Origin of the sequence: Pseudoxanthomonas sp. LjRoot125, assembly GCF_964252705.1 — a bacterium.
Lineage (GTDB): Bacteria > Pseudomonadota > Gammaproteobacteria > Xanthomonadales > Xanthomonadaceae > Pseudoxanthomonas_A.
On record NZ_CAXUOY020000001.1, the window covers coordinates 1,334,009 to 1,358,376 of the forward strand.

A 24,368-nucleotide genomic window follows, 5' to 3' on the forward strand; every position below is an offset into this window, starting at 1 on the left:
GCGGATGCGCGGCCGTGGAGAGCGAGGTACAGAGACGGCCTCATGCGGGCCGGACGATGCGGATCAGGCAGCCGGAGGCGCCTGTCCGTGATGGAGGCTCAGCGAGGGATCGATTCTCAGCGGCGCACCCTGCGCGTTCAGGCGTCGCCGGGATGCTTGCGAACTCGTATCCGACGGCGTTGGTGAAGCCTGCAGATGGAAAGCAGTGCCCTGCGGCTGGCCTGCTGCGCGTTGGGTCAGCACCTTGAGTGCCGTCAGCCGCGCCTTCTTCGCTGGCGTCTCGCGGTGCTGCTCTTCGCGCGGCTCGTCGGGGGTGTGGATGTCGTGAAAGACGAAGACCGGCGTGCTGGACGCTTCGACGACCATGCCTCCCGCGAAGCCGGAGGAGGCGGGGAGGTATGCGCCGAGCAGCGTGGCCAGACCCACGACCAGGACCGCCCAAACCACCATCCAGCGCCACGGCGAATGCGCCATGTCCGGGATGTGCAGGTCTAACGGCTTGTTAGGCAGCTGGTTCAAGAATGTCCCCGTGGCACGCCATATCGGCGGGCCGTAATGAACATTCTAAATGAGAATACTTATCAAGTGCAAACGAGGTTGGATCTTGTTTGCGCCGGTCAGGTCTCGGCCCACTGCCTGAGCAGGTTGTGATACACGCCGGTCAGTTGCACCAGCGCAGGGTGCTCGGGCACGTCGGCAGTCAGGCGACGGATGGAGACATCCAGTTCGAACATGAGCCGGCGGTGGCCATCGTCGCGCACCATGCTCTGCAGCCAGAAGAACGAAGCCACGCGCGCGCCACGCGTCACCGGCGTCACCCGATGCAGGCTGGTGCCGGGGTAGAGCACCATGTGGCCGGCCGGAAGCTTCACGCTCTGGGTGCCGAAGGTGTCCTCGATGATCAGTTCGCCGCCGTCGTAGTCTTCCGGTGCACTCAGGAAGAGCGTGGCGGAAAGATCCGTGCGCACGGGGTCCACGCCGCCGCGGCTGCGGTCGTAGCGGATCGCATTGTCGACGTGGTACCCGAAGGACTGGCCACCGTCGTAGCGATTGAACAGCGGCGGATAGATGCGCCTCGGCAGCGCCGCCGAGAAGAAGGTGCTGTTGCGCGAGAGCGCGTCCAGGATCAGCGCACCGACGTCACGCGCGGCCGGTGAATCCTCTGGCAATTGCGCGTTGTCCTTTGCCTTGGCCGACTGGTAGCCCGCCGTGACGCGGCCGTCCGCCCAATCGGCGGCATCCAGCCGTGCCCGTGCTTGCGCGACCTGCGCGGGAGTCAGGACATCCGGAATCGCCAGCAGCATGTCGGTTCACCTCGAAAAGAAAACCCCGCCCATTGTGCATGGGCGGGGTGTGGAGCGCGTACAGCCAGACCTGCGTTCTCAGAACTTGAGCGTGGCCGTCAGGACGGCCGAGCGGCCTTCGCCGGGCGTGGCCCAGCCATTGCCGGCCGTGATCACGCCATTGGTCAGCGTGACATTGTTGCGGATGCGCGTGTAGTACTCCTCGTCGAACAGGTTGTTGAGGTTGAGCTGCAGGCTCAGGCTGTCGTTGACGCGGTAACCCACCATCGCGCGATGCACCCAGTAGGCGTCGGTCTTGTAGGGGTCCAGATCGCCCAACAGGCTGCTGTTCTGCGTGTAGAAACTACCCTGGTACGTCGCACCGTAACCGAAGGTCCAGTCGTTCAACTGGTAGGTGCTCCACAGGCTCATGGAGTGCTTCGGTGTATTGGTCAGCGGATTGCCCTTCAGCGGATCGGGGAAGATTGCCGTGTTGCCGCAATTCGCAGCGCCAGGGTTGGCGGCGCAGAATTTCGACACGCCGTGCAGCACTTCGCTGTCCAGGTAGGTGTAGTTGGCGAACAGCGACCACTCGCGGGTGATGTTGCCGGCCGCACCCAGGGCAATGCCATCAACGCGTGCCTTGCCATCCAGCGACTGCTCACCGGTGAAGTTGAGCGGGTCGGGATCGGCCACGCGGTAGTTCTGGCGTTCGTTGCGGAAGATCGCGGCAGTCAGCGCGAGGCGGGTGCCGAACAGGTCCCACTTCGTTCCCAGCTCGACATTGACGGCGGTTTCCGGATCAACCGAGCAGTTGGCCCCGCCCGTCGTGCTGGTCAGCGTGCAGGAGCCGTTGACCGATGCCTTCGACGGCGTCTTGCTGTTGGCGTAGGCGAGGTAGATGGAGCCGTTCTCGGCCGGCTTGTACACCAGGCCGGCACGATACGAGAAAAGGTTGTCGCTGTTGCCCGCCGACGGCGCGGGCGCGGTCAGGTACTGGCCGCGCGTCGCTGCCGCAGTGGAGGCCGTCCACGTGATCGTGTCGCCCTCGTTGCGCTCGTAACGCGCGCCGAGATTGAGCGCGAACTGGGGCGTGAAGTTGATCGTATCGAACAGGTAGACCGCCTGGTTGTTGAGCGAGCCCTTGGTCCTCGATGTCGCGTAGTAGTTAACAGGCCCTGTCCAGACGTTGTACGGGTTGTTGATGTCGACCAGCGGGAACGCGGTGACGGACGTGCCGGTCGAGGTGTTGAAGACGCTGCCGGTATCCAGGTCGAAGTCTTCCTTGGCGAACGACACGCCCGCGACCAGCGCGTGTTCGATCGAGCCGGTGGCGAATCGTGCCGTCAGGTCGGTCTGGCTGATGGCCATGAAGTTGCTCGTGTCTCGCACGAAGCCGCGCGGACCCGAATTGGGGTTCCACATGCCGGCGGGTGAGCAGGTCGCGCCGGTATACGGATTGGTGCCGTTGTCCAGGCACCATGCGCCCTGCAGGGCGGTGACGTTGCTCAACTGATCGACCTTTTGCAGGCGGGCGAGGCTGCGCACCGAGACCTGGTCGTTGAAGTCGTGTTCGAACAAACCCGTGAGCATGTCGATGTCGATCTGCTGCTCGGAAATGTTGCGGTATCCGAAGTAGCTCTCGCGGTCGACGCCCGGGAGCGGGCCGTCGTTGAACGGGTTGAGCGCATACGGCACGCCGTATTGCGGCAGATTGTCGTCGCTCTGGTGCAGGTAGCTCAGGGTGACGCGTGTGTCGGAGCCGAGGCCGAAGGCGATCGAGGGCGCGAAGCCCCAGCGCTGGAAGCTCTCGTGGTCGCGGCCCGGCACGTCGTTCTGGTGGACCATCGCGTTGAGGCGAACCGCGATGCCGTTCTCGAAGTCCTGATTGGTGTCGGCGGTCAAGCGGCCATACTTGTCGGTGCCGGCGCCCACGGTGAACGTGCTGAAGTCGCCTTCACGCGCCACTTTGCTGACCAGGTTGATGTTGCCGCCTACGGAGCCCGCGCCGGACATCGCCGAGTTGGCGCCGTTAACGAGCTCGATCGAATCCAGGTTGAAGTTGTCGCTGCGGGTGTACTGCGCGCTGTCGCGCACGCCGTCGGTGGTGATGTCGCTGCTGGCGGTGAAGCCGCGCAGGTTGATGCTGTCGCCATAGCCGCCGCCGCCCTCGCCAGCGCCGAAGGTGATGCCAGGCAGCGTGCTCAGAACGTCGCGCAACCCGAGCAGGTTCTGCTGCGCCATGACTTCGCTGGTCACCACGGTGATCGTCTGCGGCGTGTCGACCAGGTCTTCGGTGTACTTCGGCGAGCTGGCTTTCTGGACGCGCTCACCGTGCACCTCGACGGTATCCAGTTCCTTGGCCTGCATGGCGGCGTCAGCGGGCACGTCGCCGCCGGGCGCGGCGAGTGCAGGAGCGGTGATCGCCATGAGCAGCGCGGCGGTCAGGGGAGAGAGACGGAGGTTCATAGGCATCCTTGTGTGCTTGAGCGGATGACCCGGTGGCGAAAGCTACGGGGCAGAGGGAGAGAAAGCGGGTTCGGGCCGTGCGCGGCGTTCGGCGCGCAGCGGGAACGGGGCAACGCGCGGAAGCGCGCGGCGCCTAGACGGGAGTCAGCGAGGAGGTCCGCAGCCGCGATAGGCGGGGGATCGTGCGCGCGGACCGTCGTGCATCGGCGCAGCGAGGTAACGCCCTCCGAGAGGGCATCGCGACGTGAGGGCGCGAGTGGCGCCGGCCGCCGGTTCGGATTCTGCGGGCATCGGCAAAGCGGCGTGGTCGGCCTCGCCGTTGCTCGCACTTAGCGCAAGGTCTTCATTCGCCGCGGGCGCCGTCTGCGGGGTGTTCGTCTCGGCGGTCGCCTGCAGGGGGGCAGCGGAGAGCCCGCCCGCGAACAGCATCACGCATGCCAGGAGCAGGCAGATGACGGTCAGCAGGATAGGGCGAAGGACGCGCGGCACCGGGGCCTCGGAGGGGCGGGCTGCGGCGATCTGCCGCAGGGGTGCGACAGGATAATGAGAATGATTTGCGATTACAACAGAATGTTCACATTCTGGAGGTCAGTCGCGATCGTCCCGGGTCCAGATGCCGCCGTGCTCCAGCCGGACCGGGAATTTGACCACCGGCGAGTAGGCCGGGGCGCACAGGGCGCGACCGTCGCGGACGTCGAATCGGGCCCCGTGCAGGACGCATTCGATACTGGCCTCGGCGGGGTCGAAGTGGCCCGAGGACAACTCGAAATCCTCATGGCTGCACTTGTCTTCCAGCGCGTACAGGTCGCCATCGTGGTTCAGCACCACGATGGGCGTCCCGGTCACTTCGTCGAACACCGTCTTCAGCTCGCCGGGCAGCAGCTCGCCGGTGGCGCAGACGAAGGTCCAGGTCTCGCTCACGCGATGGCCCCCGCCAGCGGCTTCTCCAGGATCTCGAAGCGCAGATCGTCGCGCTTGGGGATGCCGTAACGCTCATCGCCATAGGGAAAGGGTTTCTTGATGCCCGTGCGCACGTAGCCGCGGCGTTCGTAGAACGCGATCAGCTCGTCACGGATGTCGATCACCGTCATCCGCATCGCGGGCAACCGCCATTCGTCGCGCGCCACGCGTTCGGCTTCCGCCAGCATGGCCTTGCCGACGCCACCGCCCTGCAGGTCGGGCCGCACGGAGAACATGCCGAAGTAGCCCGCACCCTCATCCTCCGCCACGTGCGCGCAGGCCAACAGCATGCCGTCGCGTTCGGCCAGCAGGATGCGGCTGCGGTCGCGTTCGATGTCGCGGACGAGCACGTCCGGATCGATGCGCTGGCCATCCAGCATGTCGGCTTCGGTGGTCCAGCCCTGCTTGCTGACATCACCGCGGTAGGCGGAGGTCACCAGGGCGACGAGGGCCGGAATGTCGGCGGGGACGGCGGAGCGGAAGGTCAGGGTATCCATGCCGCCCATTGTAGGGCGGCAACCCCTTTTACCCCAGCGTCAGGCCAGCAGGCTGCGCGCTTTCTTCAGGGCCGCGATGAAGCGCTCGACATCCTCGTGCGAGTTGTAGAACGCGAACGAAGCCCGCAGGGTGGCGGCGACGCCGAAGAACTGCAGCAGCGGATGCGCGCAGTGCTGGCCGGAGCGGACGGCGACACCCTCCAGGTCCAGCAGCGTGGCAAGGTCGTGCGCATGCGCCCCTTCGATCAGGAACGAGATCACCGCCGCCTTCTCGGGCGCACGGCCGAAGATGCGCAGGCCCTGGATCCGGTCCAGCTCCTCGGTGGCGTGCGCGAGCAGCTCGGCTTCGCGGGCTTCGACGTTCGCCATGCCCAGCGCATCCAGGTAGTCCACGGCTGCACCGAGCCCGATGAAACCCGCGATGTTGGGCGTGCCGGCTTCGAACTTGTGCGGCGGGTCGTTGAACACCGTGCCATCGAAGCTGACTTCCTTGATCATCTCCCCGCCGCCGATGAACGGCGGCATGGCCGGCAGGTGTTCCTTGCGCGCCCACAGCGCGCCGGTGCCGGTGGGGCCGCACATCTTGTGGCCGGTCAGCGCGTAGAAATCGCAGCCGATCGCGGCGATATCGACCGTGCGGTGCGGCACCGCCTGCGAACCATCGACGACCGTCGTGATCCCGCGCTTGCGCGCCTCGCGGCAGATCTCGCGCACCGGGTTGACCGTACCGAGCACGTTCGACGTGTGGGTGATCGCCAGTAGCTTCACGTCGCCGGTCATCGCGGCGTGCAGCGCATCGAGGTCGAGTGTGCCGTCGGCGTGGATCTCCGCGACCTTGATGATCGCGCCGGTGCGCTGGGCGACCAGTTGCCAGGGCACGATGTTGGCGTGGTGCTCCATGCGCGACACCAGGATCGTGTCGCCGGCCTTCAGGCGCGGCAGCGCCCACGAGTACGCCACGAGGTTGATCGCGAAGGTGGTGCCGCTGCACAACACCAGCTCGTCCGCGCGCACGTTGAGGAAGCGCGCCAGCGTCTTGCGGGCGCCTTCGTAGGCTTCCGTCGCCTCCGTGCCCAGCGTGTGCACTGCGCGGCTGACGTTGGCGTTGTGTTGGCGATAGAAGTCGTCGGTCGTCCGGATCACCGACACCGGCTTCTGGCCGGTGTTGGCGCTGTCCAGGTAGATGAGCGGCTTGCCGTTGACCTGCCGCGCGAGCAGGGGAAAGTCCTCGCGGACGCGAGCCCAATCGATGGCGGTGCCGGCGTCGGTCAGGACTTCTCGGTTCATCCCGCCTCCACTGCCGCCAGCGCGGCGTCCACGCGGGCGAGCAATGCATCGCGCACGTTGGCGTCTTCGATCACGCCCAGCGGCTCGCGGCAGAACGCGGTGGTCAGCAGCTGTCGCGCTTCCGGCTGGGTCAGGCCGCGCGAGCGCAGGTAGAACAAGGCATTGGTATCGAGCTGGCCGACGGTGGCGCCGTGGGCAGCCTTCACTTCGTCTGCGTGGATTTCGAGCACCGGCTGGGTGTCGATTTCGGCGTTGTCCGACAGCAGCAGGTTCTTGTTCGACAGCGCGGCGTCGGTACCGTCGGCTCCTTCGCGGATCAGGATGCCACCATGGAACACCGCACGGCCGCGCCCGGCGCCGAGTCCGCGCCAGGTCAGTTCGCAGGCGGTATCGCGCCCGATGTGGTCGATGCCCAGCCGGGTATCGACATGGCGTCGTCCACCGGCCAGCAGCACGCCGTTTGCCGCCAGGCGCGCGTTGTCGCCTTCCAGGCGCACGTTGAGCTCATGGCGGGACAATGCGCCGCCCAGTTCCAGGTCCACGCGCCGGTAATCGGCGTCGCGTGCCAGTACCGCGTCGGTGCGGAGCAGCGTGGTGGCGCGGTCGCTGTCCGTCTGCACGCGGGCGTGCGACAGCGTGGCGCCGGCAGCGAGATGTACGTGGCTGAGCGCGTTGATGAAGTGCGCGTGTGGCGTTGCGGCGAGGTGGTGCTCCACCACCGTCAGCGAGGCGCCCGCGCGCAGTTCGATCAGATTGCGCAGGTGCCAGGCGCGATCGGCTCCGTCGTCGGTGCCGATGAAGACCAGGTGGAGCGGCTTTTCGCTACGCACCTCGGCTTCGGCGCGCAGCAGCAGGCCTTCGGTCGCCAATGCGGCATTGAGACGGGCGAAGACTTCGTCGGTGCGCTCGAAACGACGCTGCAGGAAGCGCGCCGCATCGCCGCCGTCGGCGAGCGCCTCGGACAGCAGCTGCAGGCTGACGCCGTCCGGCAAATCGGTGGTCAGCGACAGCGCCACCGAGTAGCGGCCGTTGACGAACACCGCGCGCGGTGCCGGGATGTCGGCCAGCAGCATCGGGTCCAGCGACGGCAGCGCGTCGACGGCAGCGAAGCTGCGACGCTCCAGCTGGCGCAGCGAGGTGTACTTCCATGCTTCGGTGCGCGGGCCGGGCAGGCCGTCGCGCAGCGCCTCGTCGAGCACCGCGCGACGCGCGGCGTCGCCGCTGAAGCCGGCGGACAGGGAATCGAGCAGCGCGCTCATCAGGCGGCCTGCTCCGGGGCGACCCGGTCCTTGATCCAGGCGTAGCCGTGTTGTTCGAGTTCCAGCGCCAGTTCCGGGCCGCCGGTCTCGACGATGCGGCCGCCGGCCAGCACGTGCACTACGTCCGGCTTGATGTAATCGAGCAGGCGCTGGTAGTGGGTAATGACCACGAATGCGCGGTCCGGGGAGCGCAGCGCGTTGACGCCATCGGCGACGTTCTTCAGCGCGTCGATGTCCAGGCCGCTGTCGGTCTCGTCGAGGATCGCCAGCTTCGGTTCCAGCACGGCGAGCTGGAAGATCTCGTTGCGCTTCTTCTCGCCGCCGCTGAAGCCTTCGTTGACGCCGCGATGCAGCAGTTCGTCCTTCAGGTGCAGCACCGCCAGCTTCTCGCGCACCAGCTTGAGAAACTGCATCGAATCCAGTTCCGACTCGCCGCGCGACTTGCGCTGGGCATTGAGCGCCGCGCGCAGGAAGTAGGTGTTGTTCACGCCCGGGATCTCGACCGGGTACTGGAACGCCAGGAACACACCGGCGGCAGCACGCTCTTCCGGTTCCAGTTCCAGCAGCGGCTTGCCGTCGAACTCGACGCTGCCGGCAGTGACCTCATAGCCCTCGCGGCCGGCCAGGATGTTGCCCAGCGTGGACTTGCCGGCGCCGTTGGGGCCCATGATGGCGTGCACTTCGCCCGGCTTCACCTCCAGCGAGAGGCCCTTGAGGATGTCCTTGCCGGCGACGCTGGCGTGGAGGTTGTCGATCTTCAACATGGTGCGTTTCCCGTAGGGTGGGCCGTGGCCCACCGTGTATGTACGTGTTTTCTGCAATAGCGGGCCGGAGCCCGCCTTATCCGACGCTGCCTTCCAGCGACACTTCCAGCAGCTTCTTGGCTTCCACCGCGAACTCCATCGGCAGTTCGCGGAAGACCTGCTTGCAGAAGCCGTCGACGATCATCGAGACCGCATCTTCCTGGCCGATGCCGCGCGCGCGGCAGTAGAACAGCTGGTCGTCGGAGATCTTCGAAGTGGTGGCCTCGTGCTCCAGCGTCGCGGTGGGGTTCTTCACCTCGATGTAGGGGAAGGTATGCGCGCCGCACTTCTTGCCGATCAGCAGGCTGTCGCACTGGGTGTAGTTGCGCGCGCCGTCGGCGTTGCGGTCCACCTTCACCAGGCCGCGGTAGGTGTTCTGGCCGCGGCCGGCGCTGATGCCCTTGCTGACGATCTTGGACTTGGTGCGCTTGCCCACGTGGATCATCTTGGTGCCGGTGTCGGCCTGCTGGCGGTGGTGGGTCAGCGCGACCGAGTGGAACTCGCCCACGGAGTCGTCGCCCAGCAGCACGCAGGACGGGTATTTCCAGGTGATCGCCGAACCGGTTTCCACCTGCGTCCACGTCACCTTGCTGCGGTCGCCCCGGCATTCGGCGCGCTTGGTGACGAAGTTGTAGATGCCGCCACGGCCTTCCTCGTCGCCGGGGTACCAGTTCTGCACCGTCGAATACTTGATCTCGGCGTCTTCCAGCGCGACCAGTTCCACCACCGCGGCATGCAGCTGGTTCTCATCGCGCATCGGCGCGGTGCAGCCTTCCAGGTAGGAGACGTAGGCCTTGTCTTCGCAGATGATCAGCGTGCGCTCGAACTGGCCCGTGTGGCCCGCATTGATGCGGAAGTAGGTGCTCAGTTCCATCGGGCAGCGCACGCCCTTGGGGATGAACACGAAGCTGCCGTCGGAGAACACCGCCGAATTGAGCGCGGCGAAATAGTTGTCGCCCACCGGCACCACGCTGCCCAGGTACTGCTTCACCAGTTCGGGGTGTTCGTGGATGGCTTCGGACATCGAGCAGAAGATCACGCCCTTCTCGGCCAGTTCCTTGCGGAAGGTGGTGCCGACCGAGACGGAATCGAATACCGCGTCCACCGCCACGCCCGCCAGCTTGGCGCGCTCGTGCAGCGGCACGCCCAGCTTGTCGTAGGTGTCCAGCAGTTCCTGCGGCACCTCGTCCAGCGAGGCGTACTTCGCCTTCGGTGCGCTGTAGTAGCTGATGGCCTGGAAATCGATCGGGCCGATCTTCAGCTTGGCCCAATGCGGGGCCTGCATCGTCAGCCAGTGGCGATAGGCGGCCAGGCGCCATTCGGTCATCCATTCCGGTTCGTTCTTCTTCGCCGACAGGGCGCGGACGACGTCCTCGTCCAGGCCGGGCGGCAACGAATCGGATTCGATGTCGGTGATGAAGCCGGCGTCGTAGCGACGTCCCAGCTGTTCCAGGATTTCAGCGTTCTCGGTGGCCATCGGGCTGCCTACGGTTCAGCGGGTCGCGACCTGCACGGCGATGGATCGCCTGCGCACGTCGTCGGAAGAAGAGGGAGGAGGCGCGACCATCTGCGCCAGGGTGAAGCCGCGCAGCGCGTCGGACACCACGTCGTTGATCAGGCGCCAGTTGGCGCGGGCGCCGCACTGGTGGGCGATGCCGCACTGGCTTTCGCTCTGGCTGCACTCGGTCATTGCCAGCGGACCTTCCATGGCCTCGACGATCTCGACCAAGTTGATCTCGGCCGCGTCGCGGCTCAGGCGATAGCCGCCGTGCACGCCCCGCAGGCCTTCCACCAGGCCGGCCTGCGCCAGCGGCTTCAGCACCTTGCTGACGGTCGGGGTTTCCAGGCCGGAATGCTCGGCCAGGTCGGAGGCACTGAGCACCTCGCCCGGCCGGGCGGCGAGCACGGTCAGGACCACGGTGGCGTAGTCGGTCAGCTTGGTGACGCGGAGCATGGGGGAGGGAACTCGGAAAACGTACCGAAATTGTACGCTTTCAGGCCGCCCGGCTCAAACCCCGGGGTTTTGCCCGTTCAGGCGAGGGTGCTCCGGCTGACGAATGTCACCTGCGATGGTTGACGGCTGCGACTGATGCGGCGCCCCGCGCATCGGGAACATGGGCCCCGTCCACTCCCGGACAGTCCCTTCCAGGAATGCTTCGATGAACGCTACCCACGCCTCTTCCGGTTCCGCCCCCTCCGCCCACGGACTGGACCAGGGCTTCCTCTGGCGCGTGCTGCTCGCCATCGGCGGCGTCTATCTGGCGGTGAAGCTGTTCCGCGGGCTGGGCCAGCTGTTCTGGACGGTGTTCGGCCTGGCGCTGGGCCTGGTCTGGATGTTCAACGGCCGCCTCTTCCCCTGGTGAGGCGGCCGCAGGCCTTCAGTGGGCCGCAGACGCGTCGGCCGGTGGGGTTGGCAACACCAGGCCGAGGTAGGGCGCCGGCGGGGTCTGTCCCGGCGGCAGCGCCTCGGGCGCGGGCTGGCCGGCGGCACCGAGCGAATGCACGAAGCGGTAGATCGCGCGACGGTCTTCCTCGGTCATCGCGCGCACGGCGAAGTCCGGCATCATCGGGCGGGTACGCAGGTTGGCGCTGTATTCCAGCCACTGCGCTTCGGTGAGCTGCTGCATGCGCAGCCGCAGGTTGCTCGGGTAGGTGGTGCCCCACGGCCCGTGGAAGCCCATCGGTGAACCCACCAGCCAGCCGGCCTTGTCGGTCGTGCCGCCGGATTCGGCGTAGCCCGGCGTGTGGCAATCGTTGCAGCCGGTGGTCCGCACCAGGTATTCGCCGCGGGCGAGCAGATCGGCGTCGCGGGGCGCGGGTGGCGGCAATTGGGCCGCTGTCGGCGTTGCCGCCGGCTGGCAGGCGGACAGGGTGAGGCACAGGGCGGTGGCGAGCAGGAGCGGGCTGGCGCGCATGGTGGTGGTCGCAGTGAGGGGAACGGGCATCGAACGCGCCGCCCTGCACAGACCGGCCACGCACCGCAGCCGCAGCGTTCAGGCGAGGGAAAGTTGGGAAACGCCATGCGCATGGGCGAGAATCCCCCTTCCTCCCTTCCACCGGACCCCCGCATGCCCCGCAAGATCGAAGCCCGCCAATCCGACATCCACGGCAACGGCGTGTTCGCCATCGCCCCGATCGAGAAGGGCGAGCGGGTGGTGGAATACAAGGGCAAGCGGCGCACGCACGACGAAGTCGACGCCGATGACGCCGGCGACGTGGAAACCGGCCACACCTTCCTGTTCACCCTCAATGACGATTACGTCATCGACGCCAACCACAAAGGCAACAAGGCGCGCTGGATCAACCACAGCTGCGACCCGAACTGCGAGGCGGTGATCGAGGAGCACGACGGCAAGAACCGCAAGAAGGACAAGGTCTTCATCGAGGCGATCCGCGCCATCAAGCCCGGCGAAGAGCTGACCTACAACTACGGCATCACCCTGGACGAACCGCACACCGCGCGCCTGAAGAAGATCTGGGCCTGCCGCTGCGGCAGCAAGAAATGCACGGGCACCATGCTGCAGCCCAAGAAAGGGCGCTGATCTCTCCCAGGCACGGATGCCGCAGGGTGCCGAAAGGTTGAAATGACCGAAGGCAGGTGTGGCATCCGCCCCGCGTCGATAACGTGCGCGCACCGGACCACCACCCGACTGCCATGACCCTCACCCGATTCGCCAGCCTGCTCGCGCTGGCCCTGCCTTGCACCGTGGCCCAGGCCGTCGAGATCGACGGCCGCATCGATCCTGCCGAATGGCAGGACGCGCGGCACGTCACCGACTTCCGCAAGACCCAGCCGCTCACCGGCGAACCCGGTTCGCTGGCCACCGAGGCCTGGGTGCTCGCCACGCCCGACGGCCTGGCGATCGCGTTCCGCAACACCCAGCCGCCCGGCGTGCCGCGCACGCGGCAGAAGGTGCAGCGCGATTTCGATGCGCAGGTCGACCGCGTCAACGCCTTCGTCGATTTCGACGGCGACGGACGCACGGGCTATGCCTTCACCGTCAGCTCCACCGGCGGCATCGCCGACGAGATCATCACCAACGAAAACCAGTTCAGCGACGACTGGGACGGCCAGTGGCGGCATGCGGTGACCGAGGACGAGCAGGGCTGGTCGGTCGAACTGCTGATCCCGTGGCACACCGCGCCGATGCGCGACGGCACGGACGGGCAGCGCACGCTGAAGGTGTTCCTGGCGCGCGTGATCGGCTCCACTGGCGAGCGCATGGCGTGGCCGCAGGCCAGCTTCGAGCGTCCGCGCTTCCTGTCGGATTTCGCGCCGATCACCGTCGCGCGGTACGACCAGTCGTTGCTGGCCATCACGCCCTACGTGTCCGGCCTGTACGACAACGTCGGCGGCGGCAGCGATTTCAATGGCGGCGCGGATATCTTCTGGAAGCCGAACGGCCGCTTCCAGCTGTCGGCCACCGTCAATCCCGACTTCGGCCAGGTGGAAGCGGACGACCTGGTGGTGAACTTCAGCGCCACCGAGACCTTCATCAGCGACAAGCGCCCGTTCTTCACCGAGAACCAGGGCATCTTCGAACTGACCACGCCCTCCGACGACAGCCAGCAGCTCTACACGCGCCGCGTGGGCAGCACCGGCGACATCACCGCGGCGGTCAAGTTGAACGGCAGCCTGGGCCAGGCCAACTACGGCCTGTTCTCCGCCGATGAGGACGGCGCCAGCGGACGCAGCTACCACGCGCTGCGGCTGGTGCGCGATTTCGAACGGCAGAACCTCGGCGCGATGCTGACCCGCGTGGACGACGACGCCCGCGACCGCGAGGCCACCGTGCTCGGCGTGGACCACAACTGGCGGCCGACCGCGCGCTGGAACATCCGCACGCGCCTGCTGGGCAGCCGCATCGAGCAGGCCGGCGAAACCGTGCAGGACTATGGCGCCACCGTCTGGGCCGATTACGAAATGGACCATGGCTGGCGCCAGCAGTGGATCGCGATGCATTTCGGCAACGACCTGCAGCTCAACGATTTCGGTTACCTGTCGCGCAACAGCACCAATTACCTGCACTGGGAAGCGCGCAAGCGGTTCACCGACCTGCCGGACACGTCGCGCTATTCGTCCAAGGACTGGCGCTGGCGCGTCAGCAGCAGCCACAACAACCATGGCGAGAAGCTCAACGACCAGTTCCGGATGAGCCGCGAAGGCCAGCTGCGCGACGGCAGTTACGAATACGCCCAGATCAACGTCAACAGCGCCGGGCTCAACGACACGCTGCTGCGCGGCAACGGCATCGTGCGCCTGCCGGCGAACATAAATGCGTATTTCGAGTACGAGCGCCCGCGCAAGGGCAACTGGGCGCACGAGGTCGAGGTGGAGGCCTTCGGCGGCGGGTTGGCGGGCAACCGAAAGCTGGGCTCGGCCTTCTGGTACGGCGCCACGTACTTCATCAACGATGCTTTCAGTATCAATGCCGGTTTGAACGTGGTGCGCCGCCCCGACTGGCTGATCTGGCAGGGCGCGGCGCAGGGCGACCTGGTGGGCGCGTTCGACGGGCGCGAGACCAAGCTGCGTGCCGGCCTGGACTGGAACATCGACAACCGCCAGGAGCTACGGGTGAAGCTGGAGGCGATCGCCATCAGCGCACGGGCGCACGATGCGTGGCGCTTCGATGCCGCCGGGCATGCGGTGGCGGCCAGCGATACGGTCGAGGACTTCCAGGTGCGCAACCTCGGTTTCCAGGTGCGCTACCGCTACGAACTCGCGCCGCTGTCCTACCTGTACGTGGTGTACGCCCGCGGCGGCTATGAACAGGTGGCCGGTACGGACGGCACCGACGACGCGTTGCGCGACAGCTTCAGCCTGCGCAACGACGAACAGCTGGTCGTGAAGCTGAGCTACCGCTTCGAACTGTGAGGGCGCGCCGTCGCGGCGTGTCAGCGTGCCGCGGCGTCCAATGTCAGCTCGACGTGGCCGTCGCGGATACGCAGCGAATCGGTTGTCAGGGTCCCCGGCACCTGGGCGAGGTCCTCCGCGCTGAGCTGGTAGAGCGGACGGGTGCGGGCGTATTCGCGGATCAGGTCCTGCAGCACCTCGCGCGAACCGCCGGGCAGGCCGCGTCCACCGGCCCCGGTGCCCAGGTGTTCCAGTTGCGGATCCACCAAGTGCAGGCCGCGCGTCGCCGGGTCGTAGCGCAGGCCGCTGCTGACCACGACGTTGCCGTACTCCAGGCGTTCGCCGGTGGCCAGGGCGATGTCGTAGTTCATCTGCAGCCGGACGCGTTCGCCCGGCGTGGGAATGCGCACGTCGGGATCGCTCAACGTAAGCGAGGCGAAGCCTTCCAGCAGCGACTCCTCCATCGGGAAGCCGGCGCGCGCGGCGGCCTGCAGTTGCCCCGCATCGAAGCGCAGCACCGACGGCGTGGCCGCCGACGCCAGCATCGGCGCGACGAGCAGGGCGAGCATCGCCAGGAACGATTTCATCATCGCGACACCTCGTTACTGCAGCGGGATGACCACGCGGCCATCCTCGATCTGGGGGTTGCCGATCTGCTTGCTGGCCGGCAGGCGGCGCAGCACGTCGCTGTCGATCTTGTAGACCGGCTCGTTGCGCGCGTATTCCTGCAGCACGGTGTTGACCAGCTGGCGGGTGCCGCCGGACATCAGCGAGCCCGCACCGGGCACGTCGACGGACAAGATCTCCGGATTGTCCAGATGCAGGCCCTGGGTGGCCGGGTTGTAGCGCAGCCGGCTGGCCAGCGCGAAGTGGCCGCGGCTGACATCGCGCGCGCCCAGCGCGCTGACGCCGATGTCGAAATCCAGGCGCAAGCGGTTGTCGCCTGACGGGATGCTCAGGCGCGGGTTGGTCAGCGTGGCCGAGACCAGGCCGCCAAGCTTGTCGAACTCGCGCGGGAAGCTCTGGTTGAGGTAGCGCTGCAACTGCGGCTGGGTGAAGTTGATCTGGTTGCCCAGCAAACCGGTGACCGCGTTGAGCGTGCTGCAGCCCGCCAGCACGAGCGTGGCGCCCGCGACGAGGGTGGCGGTCAGGAAGTGGCGTCGGGTACGCATGGTGGGCTCCGGAAGACGTCGGCGCACCATAGCCGGGCGCGCCTGTCCGGACCCTAACCGGCGATGCCGGCGTGCCGGGCGAAATGCTGTTTGCGTTCGTCCGTGTAATGCCACCATGGCGTGGGCGGCCCGCCGTCCATGAAACGCACCGCGGCGATGAAGCAGTCGCACAGGCAGGGATCATGGCGCTGGCCGGTGGCCGCGTTCACGCGTGCGTACAGGGCGTAAGGGTCCTGCTGCACCAGCGCCTGCGGCGTGGCGATGCCGATGCCGCGCAGATCGCCGGCGATGGACGGCCCGATGTTGGGGATGTCCTCGAGCACCCTGGCGTGGTCGGCATGACGGGCTTTCATGGCCGCAGCTTACCGCGGTGCGCGCTGTCAGCCGGCGTCGCGGGTGCGTTCTTTCAGCGTCCGGATGAACTCGCCCATGTGCGGGCGCAACGGCGCAAACAGGTCATCGGCGTCCTTGCGGTGGTCGAGCATCAGCCCGCTCAGCAGCTTGGTACCGACGACCAGCGCGGCGCGCTCGTCGCCGCTGAAGCCGCGCTGGCGCTGGATGTTCTCGAGGATGCGCATCCAGTCGTCGTGGCAGGCGTGCTCGAATTCGATCGTGCAGCGGCCATTGCATTGCAGGCCATCATCCTCGATGGGCGTGACGGTGATGCGGTAGCGGTGGGTGTTGTTGGGCATGGGGGCGTGCGCCGCTGGCGCGGTGGGGACCATGGCCAAGATAGGCGCGCCCGGCAGGCCTAACGAGGGGGCGCGCCGTGATGGACTGTTCCGCCGGCCGGCGTGGTTCAGCGAACGGTCGTGGACGCGGCGCCGGCCCGGAACAGCGGCAGGGGATCATAGGCGCCCTGCGCGCCGTAGATGCCGTAGTGCAGGTGCGGCGGCGTCCCGCGCGCATTGCCCGACGTGCCGACGAAACCCAGCACGTCGCCCGCGCGGATCACCTGGCCGGTGGACAGGCCGGGCGCCCAGTCGTCGAGGTGCGCGTAGTAGTGCCGTTCGCGACCCGGGCCCAGCACCCACACCTGTCGGCCGCCGAGGCCGCTATCGCGGACAGCGACCACGACACCGCGGGTGGCGCTGCGGATGGGCGTGCCGCGCGTGGCGAAGATGTCCACGCCCTGGTGCGTGCGGTCGGCGTCGCGCGGCGCGCCGAAGGTGTCGGCGATCTGCTTCGCGCGCACGCCGTCCACCGGTACCGGAAGCATTGCCGGAGGCGGCGCGCGCGAGACGTCCCACAGCATGCGCGGCGAGGCCATGAAGGGCCGGCCCCATGCCCAGGCGAGCAGTGCGAACAGCGCCGCCAGCCACAGCAGTGTCCACGCCAGGCGGCGCAGGCGGTGGGCGGCGGGGCGCATCGGTCAGGGCAGCGGCGGCGGCTGCGGCTGCGCCAGTTGGCGCTCCAGTTGCGCCTTCAGCGACGGATCCAGTCGCAGCTGCTTCGCCAACTCGTCCAGGTAGGCGCGTTCCATGAAGTTCTGCTCGTCGACCACCATCAGGCTGGCCAGGTACATCTCCGAGGCGATCTCCGGCGTGCTGCCGGCGCGCGCGACTTCGGACGGGTCCAGCGGCTTTTCCAGTTCGGCATGCAGCCACTGCTGCAACTCGCCGTCGGTGCCGATGCGCGAGAACTCGCCTTCGATCACCTCGCGTTCGCGCGTGTCGATATGGCCGTCCGCCTTGGCGGCCGCCACCAGCGCCTTCAGGATCGCCTGGCTGTGCAGCTCGGCTTGCGGGGGCGGCAACCGGTCCACGGTCTGCGGACCCGCACCAGCGGCGAAACCGCCCTGTTGCTGCTTGTAGTCGTTGTAGGCGCGGTACGCCATCACGCCGATCGCCGCCAGCCCGCCATACGTGGCCAGCTTGCGCGAGGTCTTGTTCTTGCCGAGCAGCAGGCCGAGCGCGCCGCCGGTGATCGCGCCCTTGCCGAAGTCGGCATTGAGCACGCTGCCCTGGCCGCTGGAGGATTTGAGCAGATGGTCGAGGAAACCCTGGATCTTCATGCGTGGCGCACCTTGCGTTGGGGACCAAGCAGAGTATCTGCGGGCGATGACGGTCGTTCGCAAGCGTGACTTACGGCACGCCAAAAAAAACGGGACGGCATGGCCGTCCCGTTCGGGTCACGCGAGGTGCGCAGCGATCAGGCTGCGGCGTCCTTCAGCTTCTTCAGCGGACGAACCTTGACCTTCACCGTGGCGGGCTTGGCAGCGAACCACTGCTCTTCCTTGGTGAACGGGTTGATGCCCTTGCGCTTCGGCTTGGCCGGCACGTTGACGGCCGTGATCTTCAGCAGGCCGGGCAGCGTGAAGGCGCCAGCGCCCTTCTTGTTGACGGAGGCGTGCACGGCGCTTTCCAGCGAGGCCAGCACGGCGCGGACGTCCTTGGCGGCGACGGCGGTCGCTTCGGCGATGTGGGCGACGAGGCCCGACTTGCTCAGCGCTTCCTTGATCGGCTTCGGCGCGGCCGGCTTGGCGGCGGCCTTCGGTGCAGCTTTCTTGGCGGCCTTTTTCGGCGCGGCCTTCTTGGTGCTCTTTGCCATGTGTCCTGTCTCTACGGTCGAGTGGTTGGGTAATCGGGCCGATCGCATCGGCAAGCGAAATGTAGGGCAAAGCATTCGCGCCGCCAAGAGCGATTGGCATCGAAAGCCGCTTTTTTTCGGTTTTTTTTCGATTCGGCACCCGAAGTGGCGGAAATCACCGCATGGAATGCCCTTATTCCGGGTGCGGATGTGCGCCGGGGGCGGCATCCGGCGCGTGTCTGCGACCGGATGCCGCACCTGCACAACTCACTCTTCGTCGTGGTGCGGCTTGTAGGATTCCACCAATTTCTGCTGCACGTTCGGCGGCACCGGCTCGTAATGGCTGAAGTCCAGGCTGTAGCGTCCCTGTCCCGCGGTCATCGACTTGAGCTCGGCCGCGTAGCCGTCCAGTTCCGCCAGCGGTACCTGTGCCTTCACCACGATCTCGCCACGCACCGCATCGGTGCCGTTGATGCGCGCGCGCTTGCCGGCCAGGCCGCCGGTGATGTCGCCGACCTGCGCTTCCGGCACGGCGACCTCCAGGTCCACGACCGGTTCCAGCACCTGTGGTCGGGCTTTGGAAACGGCATCGAGGAACGCCTTCTTGCCCGCCGCGACGAACGCGACTTCCTTGCTGTCCACCGGATGGTGCTTGCCGTCGTAGACCGTCACCCGCACGTCCTGGATCGGATAGCCCGCGAGCGCGCCTGCGCCCAGCGCCTGGCGCACGCCTTTCTCCACGGCGGGCATGAACTGGCCGGGGATGGTGCCGCCCTTGACCTCATCGGCGAACTGGAAGCCGCTGCCGCGCGGCAGCGGTTCCACCCGCAGGAACACCTCGCCGAACTGCCCGGCACCGCCGGTCTGCTTCTTGTGCCGGTGATGGCCTTCGGCCTTGGCGCCGATGGTCTCGCGATAGGCGATGCGCGGCGGCCGCGTTTTCACCTCCACGCCGTGCCGTTCCTTCAAGCGCTCCAGCATCACCCGCAGGTGCAGGTCGGAGAGCCCGCGGATCACCGTTTCGTTCAACTCCGGCTGGTGCTCCACGACGAACGCAGGATCCTCTTCGGACAGCTTGTGCAGGGCGGTCGACAGTTTCTGCTCCTGGCCCTTGCTGGCGGCTTCGATCGCCAGGCCGAACATCGGCTTGGGGAAATCGATCGGCGCCAGGTGGATGTGGTCCTCGTCGTGGCTGTCGTGGAGTACGGCGTCGAAATGCAGGTCCTCGACCTTCGCCACGGCGGCGATGTCGCCGGGGATGGCCTGGTCGACTTCCACATGGTCCTTGCCCTTGAGCTTGAACAGGTGGCCGACCTTGAACGGCTTCTTGCCGTCGTCGACGAATAGCTGCGTGTCTTTCTTCAGCGTGCCCTGGTACACGCGGAAGATACCCAGCTTGCCGACGAACGGATCGTTGACGATCTTGAAGACGTCGGCGATGACATGCGCGCGCGGGTCGGGCAGGGCCTCGATCGGCTGGGGACCGGCGCCGTTGAGTTTCACGAACGGCGGCGGATTGGCCTCGGCCGGATTCGGGAACAGGCGTTCGGCCACGTCCAGCAGTTCCTTCACGCCCACGCCCGTGCGCGCGGAGGCGAAGCACACCGGCACCAAGTGGCCTTCACGCAGGCACTGCTCGAAGGCGTCATGCAGTTCTTCGCCCGACAGGCCGCCTTCGCCCAGGTCCAAGTAGTGCTCCATCACCGTTTCGTTGATCTCCACCACCTGGTCGATGATCTTCTGGTGCCAGTCGGCGACATCGCCCAGGTCGGACGTGCCGGTCGATTGCCAGAAACAATCGATGACCGCCTTGCCGCCGTCGGCAGGCAGGTTGAGCGGCAGCACTTCGGCGCCGAACTCCTCGCGCAGCGCAGCGAGCACGCCGGCGCAGTCCGCACCCTCGTGGTCGATCTTGTTGATGACGATGGCGCGGCAGAGGTTGCGCTGGGACGCACGATCCATCAGCCGTCGGGTGCCGTGGGCGACGCCGCTGTCGGCATCGACGACGATCAATGCGGTTTCCACCGCGGAGAACGCCGACAGGGCCGGGCCGCGGAATTCCGGATAGCCGGGCGTGTCGATCAGGTTGACGTGCATGCCGCCGTGGTCGGTGCTGGCGATGGCGGTATCGATGGAGTGGCCGCGCGTTCGCTCCATCGGGTCGTGGTCGGAGACCGTGGTGCCGCGTTCGATGGTGCCTGCCACCTGGAGGGCGCCGCCGGCATGCAGCAGGGCTTCGAAGAGCGTTGTTTTGCCGGCGCCGGGGTGGCCTGCCAGGGCCACGTTGCGGATCTGTTGTGTGCTGTACGACATGAGGCCGTTCCTCCCGTAGGTTGGGTCGAAGGGCCGTCATGGCTGTCCGGGCTGAGCGCGTCCCGTGAGCGTGCGCTCGGCGGGCGGTCATGGCGGGCGGCCAGCATCCGCGCGTGCGGGGGAGGGGTCAAGTCGCACTGCGGTACATGGCGTGAACATCCGTCGGTGTACCCTTCGCTTCCCCTGACCCGAGGAGCACGACCATGGCTTTGAAGCGTTACGCGGATGCGGTGTGGGCTGGCGATCTGCAGTCCGGCAAGGGCAGCCTGAGCACGCCGCAGAGCGGCCTGTTCGAAGGCCAGAACTATTCGTTCAAGACCCGCTTCGGCGACGAGAAAGGCACCAATCCGGAAGAACTGCTGGCGGTCGCCCATGCCGGCTGCTTCACCATGGCGTTGTCGGCGGTGCTCGGCAAGGCGGGCTTCACGCCCGACAAGCTGCAGACGCGCGCCGAGGCGACGATGGAACCGGGCATGGATCCGGGCCCGACGATCACCGCGATCAAGCTGACCGTCTCGGCGAGCGTGCCGGGGATCAGCGCGGCGCAGTTCGAGGAGATCGCCCAGCAGGCCAAGGCGGGTTGCGTGATCTCGCGCGCGCTGTCGGTGCCGGTATCGCTGGAGGCGACCCTGCTTTGACGGACACGCGGGCCGCCTTGTTCGTGCATGGCGCGGGCGGTGGCGGCTGGGAGTGGAATGTGTGGCGTGGCGTGTTCGAGGCGGCGGGCTTCCAGGTGGTGGCCCCCGACCTCATGCCCGTGCGCGGCGACGTGGCAGCCACGCGTCTGGAGGATTACCAGGCGCAGGTGCGCGCGGCGTTGGCGGCCTTGCCGCGGCCGCGCGTGCTGGTCGGTGCGAGCCTGGGCGGCTTGCTGGCACTGGGTGCCGCTGAGGGCGCGGATGCGGTGGTGCTGGTGAATCCGTTGCCGCCGGCGCCGTGGCACGTGGATATACCGGCACGCGACTGGCCCGATGGGGTGCCGTGGCGGCGCGACGCGCGATTGTCCGGCACGCGCAGGGCACTGCCCGAGGCGGACGACGCAACGACGCTGTACGCGTTCCGCCACTGGCGCGACGAGTCCGGCGCCGTGCTGCGCGAAGCCCATGGTGGTGTCGCGGCGGAACGTCCCGCATGCCCGGTGCTGTGCGTGGTGTCCGCGCATGACGATGAGGTGCCGCCTGCGATCACGCGGGCGATGGCCGAGGCGTGGGGCGCGGAGGTGCTGCAAACGGTTTCAGATTCACATGTCGGGCCGTTGCTGGGGCGCGAAGCGGCCGGCATCGCCGCGCAAGCTGTCGAATGGCTAAACCGGGCCGCGAAAACCGACTGAGTTCAGCCATGTTTCACCCGCATCGGCCGAGCATGCCAGCACGCCAATCCGGCGTGGGGGAGTACCCGACATGAAGCGTCTATCCGCCACCGTGCTGGCCATCGGCCTGCTCGCTTCCGGCGTGGCATCCGCGCAGTCCACGCGCTCCTACGGCACGACGGACCGTTACGGCGACGAACCCTATTACGACTACGCGCGCGTAGTGCGCGTGGACCCGGTCATCGACAACGGGTATGGCCGCAATGACGGCTACGCCAACACGACGACGGGCCAGCGTTGCTATTACCGCGAGGCCGACGATGTCTACGCACGCGATACCTATCGCGATGGCTACCGCAACGACGGTTACAACGATGATCGTTACAGCGACGACGGCTACTACGGCGATCGGCGCTATCCCGACCGCAGCAACGAATCGGGGCGCACCGTCGCCACCGTGATCGGCGGCATCGCCGGCGCGGTGCTGGGCAGCAAGGTCGGCGACGGCAGCGGCCGCTATGTCGGTACCGCGGTCGGCTCGATGGTGGGCGGCATGGCGGGGCGCTCGATCTACGACAACGCGCAGCGTGATCGTCGCGTGCAGCGTGGACAGGTGCGCGTCTGCGACCCGGTGCCTGCCGGCAACAGCCGTTACGGCGACGACTATTACGGCGACGGTCGCGTCAGCGGGTACGACGTGACCTACGAATACGGCAACCGTACCTACCACACCCGCACCGACCATCATCCCGGCGACCGCATCCGCATCCGCGTGGATGTCCGTCCCGAATAAGCCTTCGTACCGGTTCTTTTGCGGACGCAGCGTCGCAGGACAGGGGTATGCCGCAACCGAGGGGCCGCAAGGCCCCTCTTTTTATTGCCGTGCGCGGCGCCATTGCGCATAGTCGCGCCCTGGACCGATACGGGAGAGCGGCATGCGGCGTCTGGCGTGGTTGACGGGGTTCGGCGTGGGGTGCGTGGTCATCGCGGGCCTGGCCCAGGCGCAGGTCCACGTGCTGACGGCGGGGCGCGTGCACACCTCCGATCCCGCGCACCCGGTCGCGCAGGCGATCGCCTGGGATGCGCAGGGCCGCATCCTCGCGGTTGGCGGTGCGGATGAACTGCGCGTGCGCTACCCCGAGGCGCGTCGCGTGGACGCCGCCGGCAAGACCGTCATTCCCGGGCTGATCGACGCGCACGGCCACGTGATGGGCCTGGGCTACGCGCTGATGCGCGCGGACCTGGTGAATGCGCGCGACAAGGCCGACGTGATCGCGCGATTGCGCGAGTACGAGAAGCAACTGCCCGCCAACGCATGGCTGCTGGGCAGCGGCTGGGACCAGAACGACTGGCCCGAGAAGGCTTTCCCGACCGCCGCCGACCTGGATGCCGCGTTTCCCGACCGCCCGGTGTGGCTCGAGCGCGTCGATGGCCATGCCGGCTGGGCGAACAGCGCGGCGTTGCGCGTGGCAGCGGCACGCGCGTCGCGCCCGTTGACCGGCGACTGGCAACCCGACGGCGGGCGTATCGAACGCGTGGACGGGCGGCCGAGTGGCGTGTTCGTCGATGCGGCCATGTCGCTCGTCAATGCGGTGGTGCCGGCGCCCGATGCGGCTTATCGCCGACAGGCGCTGGAGAAGGCCACGCAGGCCGCCGTGCGCCATGGCCTGACGGGAGTGCACGACATGGGCGTGTCGCGCGAGGACCTGGCGCTGATGAAGCAGTTCGCCGATGAAGGCCGCCTGCCGCTGCGCATCGATACCTACGCAGACGGCAATGGCGACGCACTGGCGGATCTGTGCGCGCACGGCCCGTATCGCCACGCGGGCGGCCGCCTGCAGATGCGGGGCGTGAAGCTGTACGCCGACGGCGCCCTCGGCAGCCGCGGCGCCGCGCTGCTGGAGGACTACAGCGACGACCCGGGCAACCGCGGCCTGCTGGTGACCGAGCCGGCGGCGCTGGAAGCGGCGATGAGCAAGGCGCGCGGCTGCCATGTGCAGGTGGCCACGCATGCGATCGGCGACCGCGGCAACCGGCTGGTGCTGGATGCGTACACCCGCGTGCTGGGCGATGCCGCGAAGACCGACCATCGCTGGCGGATCGAACACGCGCAGGTGGTGGCGCCGGAGGAATTCCCGCGGTTCGCCGCGCTGGGCGTGATCGCGTCGATGCAGCCCACGCATGCGACCTCGGACATGCCTTGGGCGCAGGACCGCCTGGGCCCGACACGCATCAAGGGCGCCTATGCGTGGCAGCGCCTGCAGGCGAGCGGGGCGAAACTCGCGCTGGGATCGGATTTTCCGGTGGAATCGGTCGATCCGCGGCGCGGACTGCACGCCGCGGTGACGCGCCAGGACGGGCACGATGCTCCCGAAGGCGGGTGGATGCCCGACCAGCGCCTGAGTGCGGCCGAGGCATTGCGCGGCTTCACCGCCGACGCGGCATGGGCGGCGCATGACGAGGCGGAGGTGGGCAAGCTCGCTCCCGGCCTGCGTGCGGACTTCGTCGTCCTCGACGAGGATCCGCTGGCGGTGCCGGGCGAACAGCTCGATGCGTTGCACGTCCGCTCGACCTGGGTGGACGGCAAGCCGGTGTACGAGGCGAAGTAGATCCGCTCCGCTCTCCGCCTGACT

General features: G+C 67.4%; 26 protein-coding genes. 7 read left to right on the forward strand and 19 right to left on the reverse strand.

What is annotated here, in order from left to right; all coding sequences use genetic code 11:
- Positions 1-63 precede the first annotated feature (63 nt).
- From ACSION_RS06075 to ACSION_RS06120, 10 genes are all read right to left on the reverse strand, one after another.
- Entirely contained in the window at positions 64-519 is a 456-nt protein-coding gene (locus ACSION_RS06075; protein WP_435305281.1) for a hypothetical protein, read from the reverse strand.
- 98 nt (positions 520-617) lie between these two features.
- On the reverse strand, positions 618-1,304 hold the full coding sequence (locus tag ACSION_RS06080; protein ID WP_435305282.1) for a Fe2+-dependent dioxygenase: 687 nt from the start codon (positions 1,302-1,304) through the stop codon (positions 618-620).
- Positions 1,305-1,382: 78 nt separating this feature from the next.
- Entirely contained in the window at positions 1,383-3,752 is a 2,370-nt protein-coding gene (locus ACSION_RS06085) for a TonB-dependent receptor (RefSeq protein WP_435305283.1), read from the reverse strand.
- A gap of 588 nt (positions 3,753-4,340) precedes the next feature.
- A complete protein-coding gene (locus tag ACSION_RS06090) occupies positions 4,341-4,673 on the reverse strand; it encodes a non-heme iron oxygenase ferredoxin subunit (protein ID WP_435305284.1) in 333 nt (110 codons plus the stop codon).
- Complete coding sequence (locus ACSION_RS06095; RefSeq protein WP_435305285.1) at positions 4,670-5,209, reverse strand: GNAT family N-acetyltransferase; 540 nt, start codon at positions 5,207-5,209, stop codon at positions 4,670-4,672. The genes ACSION_RS06090 and ACSION_RS06095 overlap by 4 nt, the downstream gene beginning before the upstream one ends.
- Before the next feature lie 39 nt (positions 5,210-5,248).
- Entirely contained in the window at positions 5,249-6,496 is a 1,248-nt protein-coding gene (locus ACSION_RS06100; RefSeq protein WP_435305286.1) for a cysteine desulfurase, read from the reverse strand.
- On the reverse strand, positions 6,493-7,755 hold the full coding sequence (gene sufD / locus ACSION_RS06105) for a Fe-S cluster assembly protein SufD (protein WP_435305287.1): 1,263 nt from the start codon (positions 7,753-7,755) through the stop codon (positions 6,493-6,495). Before sufD ends, ACSION_RS06100 begins: the two co-directional genes overlap by 4 nt.
- Positions 7,755-8,519: a Fe-S cluster assembly ATPase SufC gene (gene sufC / locus ACSION_RS06110; protein ID WP_435305288.1), complete on the reverse strand. Its 765-nt coding sequence runs from the start codon at positions 8,517-8,519 to the stop codon at positions 7,755-7,757. Before sufC ends, sufD begins: the two co-directional genes overlap by 1 nt.
- A 76-nt stretch (positions 8,520-8,595) precedes the next feature.
- Positions 8,596-10,035, reverse strand: coding sequence for a Fe-S cluster assembly protein SufB (gene sufB, locus ACSION_RS06115; protein ID WP_056878144.1), 1,440 nt, complete (start codon positions 10,033-10,035; stop codon positions 8,596-8,598).
- Between the two features lie 15 nt (positions 10,036-10,050).
- Positions 10,051-10,512 carry an SUF system Fe-S cluster assembly regulator gene (locus ACSION_RS06120; RefSeq protein WP_435305289.1) on the reverse strand — a complete coding sequence of 154 codons (462 nt, stop codon included), beginning with the start codon at positions 10,510-10,512 and terminating at the stop codon, positions 10,051-10,053.
- A gap of 205 nt (positions 10,513-10,717) precedes the next feature.
- On the opposite strand from ACSION_RS06120, the gene ACSION_RS06125 reads away from it, so the two are divergent.
- Positions 10,718-10,921 carry a hypothetical protein gene (locus tag ACSION_RS06125; protein ID WP_435305290.1) on the forward strand — a complete coding sequence of 68 codons (204 nt, stop codon included), beginning with the start codon at positions 10,718-10,720 and terminating at the stop codon, positions 10,919-10,921.
- A 15-nt stretch (positions 10,922-10,936) separates the two neighbouring features.
- On the opposite strand, the gene ACSION_RS06130 is transcribed toward ACSION_RS06125, so the two are convergent.
- Positions 10,937-11,503 (reverse strand): c-type cytochrome, encoded by a 567-nt coding sequence (locus ACSION_RS06130; RefSeq protein WP_435305291.1) that lies wholly within the window; start codon positions 11,501-11,503, stop codon positions 10,937-10,939.
- A gap of 123 nt (positions 11,504-11,626) precedes the next feature.
- Here ACSION_RS06130 and ACSION_RS06135 point away from each other — a divergent pair, with 123 nt between their 5' ends.
- Positions 11,627-12,100, forward strand: a complete 474-nt coding sequence (locus ACSION_RS06135; RefSeq protein ID WP_435305292.1) for an SET domain-containing protein — start codon at positions 11,627-11,629, stop codon at positions 12,098-12,100.
- A 113-nt stretch (positions 12,101-12,213) separates the two neighbouring features.
- A complete protein-coding gene (locus tag ACSION_RS06140; RefSeq protein WP_435305293.1) occupies positions 12,214-14,433 on the forward strand; it encodes a DUF5916 domain-containing protein in 2,220 nt (739 codons plus the stop codon).
- 20 nt (positions 14,434-14,453) lie between these two features.
- Here ACSION_RS06140 and ACSION_RS06145 read toward each other — a convergent pair whose 3' ends face one another.
- The 8 genes from ACSION_RS06145 to fusA all read right to left on the reverse strand — a co-directional run bounded on the left by ACSION_RS06145 (position 14,454) and on the right by fusA (position 20,426).
- Complete coding sequence (locus tag ACSION_RS06145) at positions 14,454-14,999, reverse strand: DUF1439 domain-containing protein (protein ID WP_435305294.1); 546 nt, start codon at positions 14,997-14,999, stop codon at positions 14,454-14,456.
- Positions 15,000-15,014: 15 nt separating this feature from the next.
- Positions 15,015-15,584: a DUF1439 domain-containing protein gene (locus ACSION_RS06150; RefSeq protein ID WP_175455845.1), complete on the reverse strand. Its 570-nt coding sequence runs from the start codon at positions 15,582-15,584 to the stop codon at positions 15,015-15,017.
- A gap of 53 nt (positions 15,585-15,637) precedes the next feature.
- Positions 15,638-15,937 carry a helix-hairpin-helix domain-containing protein gene (locus tag ACSION_RS06155; RefSeq protein WP_435305295.1) on the reverse strand — a complete coding sequence of 100 codons (300 nt, stop codon included), beginning with the start codon at positions 15,935-15,937 and terminating at the stop codon, positions 15,638-15,640.
- A gap of 27 nt (positions 15,938-15,964) precedes the next feature.
- Positions 15,965-16,276 (reverse strand): DUF3861 domain-containing protein, encoded by a 312-nt coding sequence (locus ACSION_RS06160; protein ID WP_435305296.1) that lies wholly within the window; start codon positions 16,274-16,276, stop codon positions 15,965-15,967.
- Positions 16,277-16,383: 107 nt separating this feature from the next.
- On the reverse strand, positions 16,384-16,953 hold the full coding sequence (locus tag ACSION_RS06165; protein ID WP_435305297.1) for a M23 family metallopeptidase: 570 nt from the start codon (positions 16,951-16,953) through the stop codon (positions 16,384-16,386).
- A 3-nt stretch (positions 16,954-16,956) separates the two neighbouring features.
- Positions 16,957-17,598 (reverse strand): tellurite resistance TerB family protein, encoded by a 642-nt coding sequence (locus ACSION_RS06170; RefSeq protein WP_093490308.1) that lies wholly within the window; start codon positions 17,596-17,598, stop codon positions 16,957-16,959.
- Between the two features lie 137 nt (positions 17,599-17,735).
- Positions 17,736-18,134 carry an HU family DNA-binding protein gene (locus ACSION_RS06175; protein ID WP_062351169.1) on the reverse strand — a complete coding sequence of 133 codons (399 nt, stop codon included), beginning with the start codon at positions 18,132-18,134 and terminating at the stop codon, positions 17,736-17,738.
- Positions 18,135-18,380: 246 nt separating this feature from the next.
- On the reverse strand, positions 18,381-20,426 hold the full coding sequence (gene fusA / locus ACSION_RS06180) for an elongation factor G (protein WP_435305298.1): 2,046 nt from the start codon (positions 20,424-20,426) through the stop codon (positions 18,381-18,383).
- Between the two features lie 203 nt (positions 20,427-20,629).
- Here fusA and ACSION_RS06185 point away from each other — a divergent pair, with 203 nt between their 5' ends.
- The 4 genes from ACSION_RS06185 to ACSION_RS06200 all read left to right on the forward strand — a co-directional run bounded on the left by ACSION_RS06185 (position 20,630) and on the right by ACSION_RS06200 (position 24,344).
- Positions 20,630-21,064 carry an OsmC family protein gene (locus ACSION_RS06185; protein WP_056878156.1) on the forward strand — a complete coding sequence of 145 codons (435 nt, stop codon included), beginning with the start codon at positions 20,630-20,632 and terminating at the stop codon, positions 21,062-21,064.
- Positions 21,061-21,756 carry an alpha/beta fold hydrolase gene (locus ACSION_RS06190; protein WP_435305299.1) on the forward strand — a complete coding sequence of 232 codons (696 nt, stop codon included), beginning with the start codon at positions 21,061-21,063 and terminating at the stop codon, positions 21,754-21,756. The genes ACSION_RS06185 and ACSION_RS06190 overlap by 4 nt, the downstream gene beginning before the upstream one ends.
- 70 nt (positions 21,757-21,826) lie before the next feature.
- On the forward strand, positions 21,827-22,528 hold the full coding sequence (locus tag ACSION_RS06195; RefSeq protein WP_435305300.1) for a glycine zipper 2TM domain-containing protein: 702 nt from the start codon (positions 21,827-21,829) through the stop codon (positions 22,526-22,528).
- 142 nt (positions 22,529-22,670) lie between these two features.
- The gene (locus tag ACSION_RS06200; protein WP_435305301.1) at positions 22,671-24,344 is read left to right on the forward strand and encodes an amidohydrolase; all 1,674 of its coding nucleotides are present in this window, start codon (positions 22,671-22,673) and stop codon (positions 24,342-24,344) included.
- The last annotated feature ends 24 nt before the right edge of the window (positions 24,345-24,368 follow it).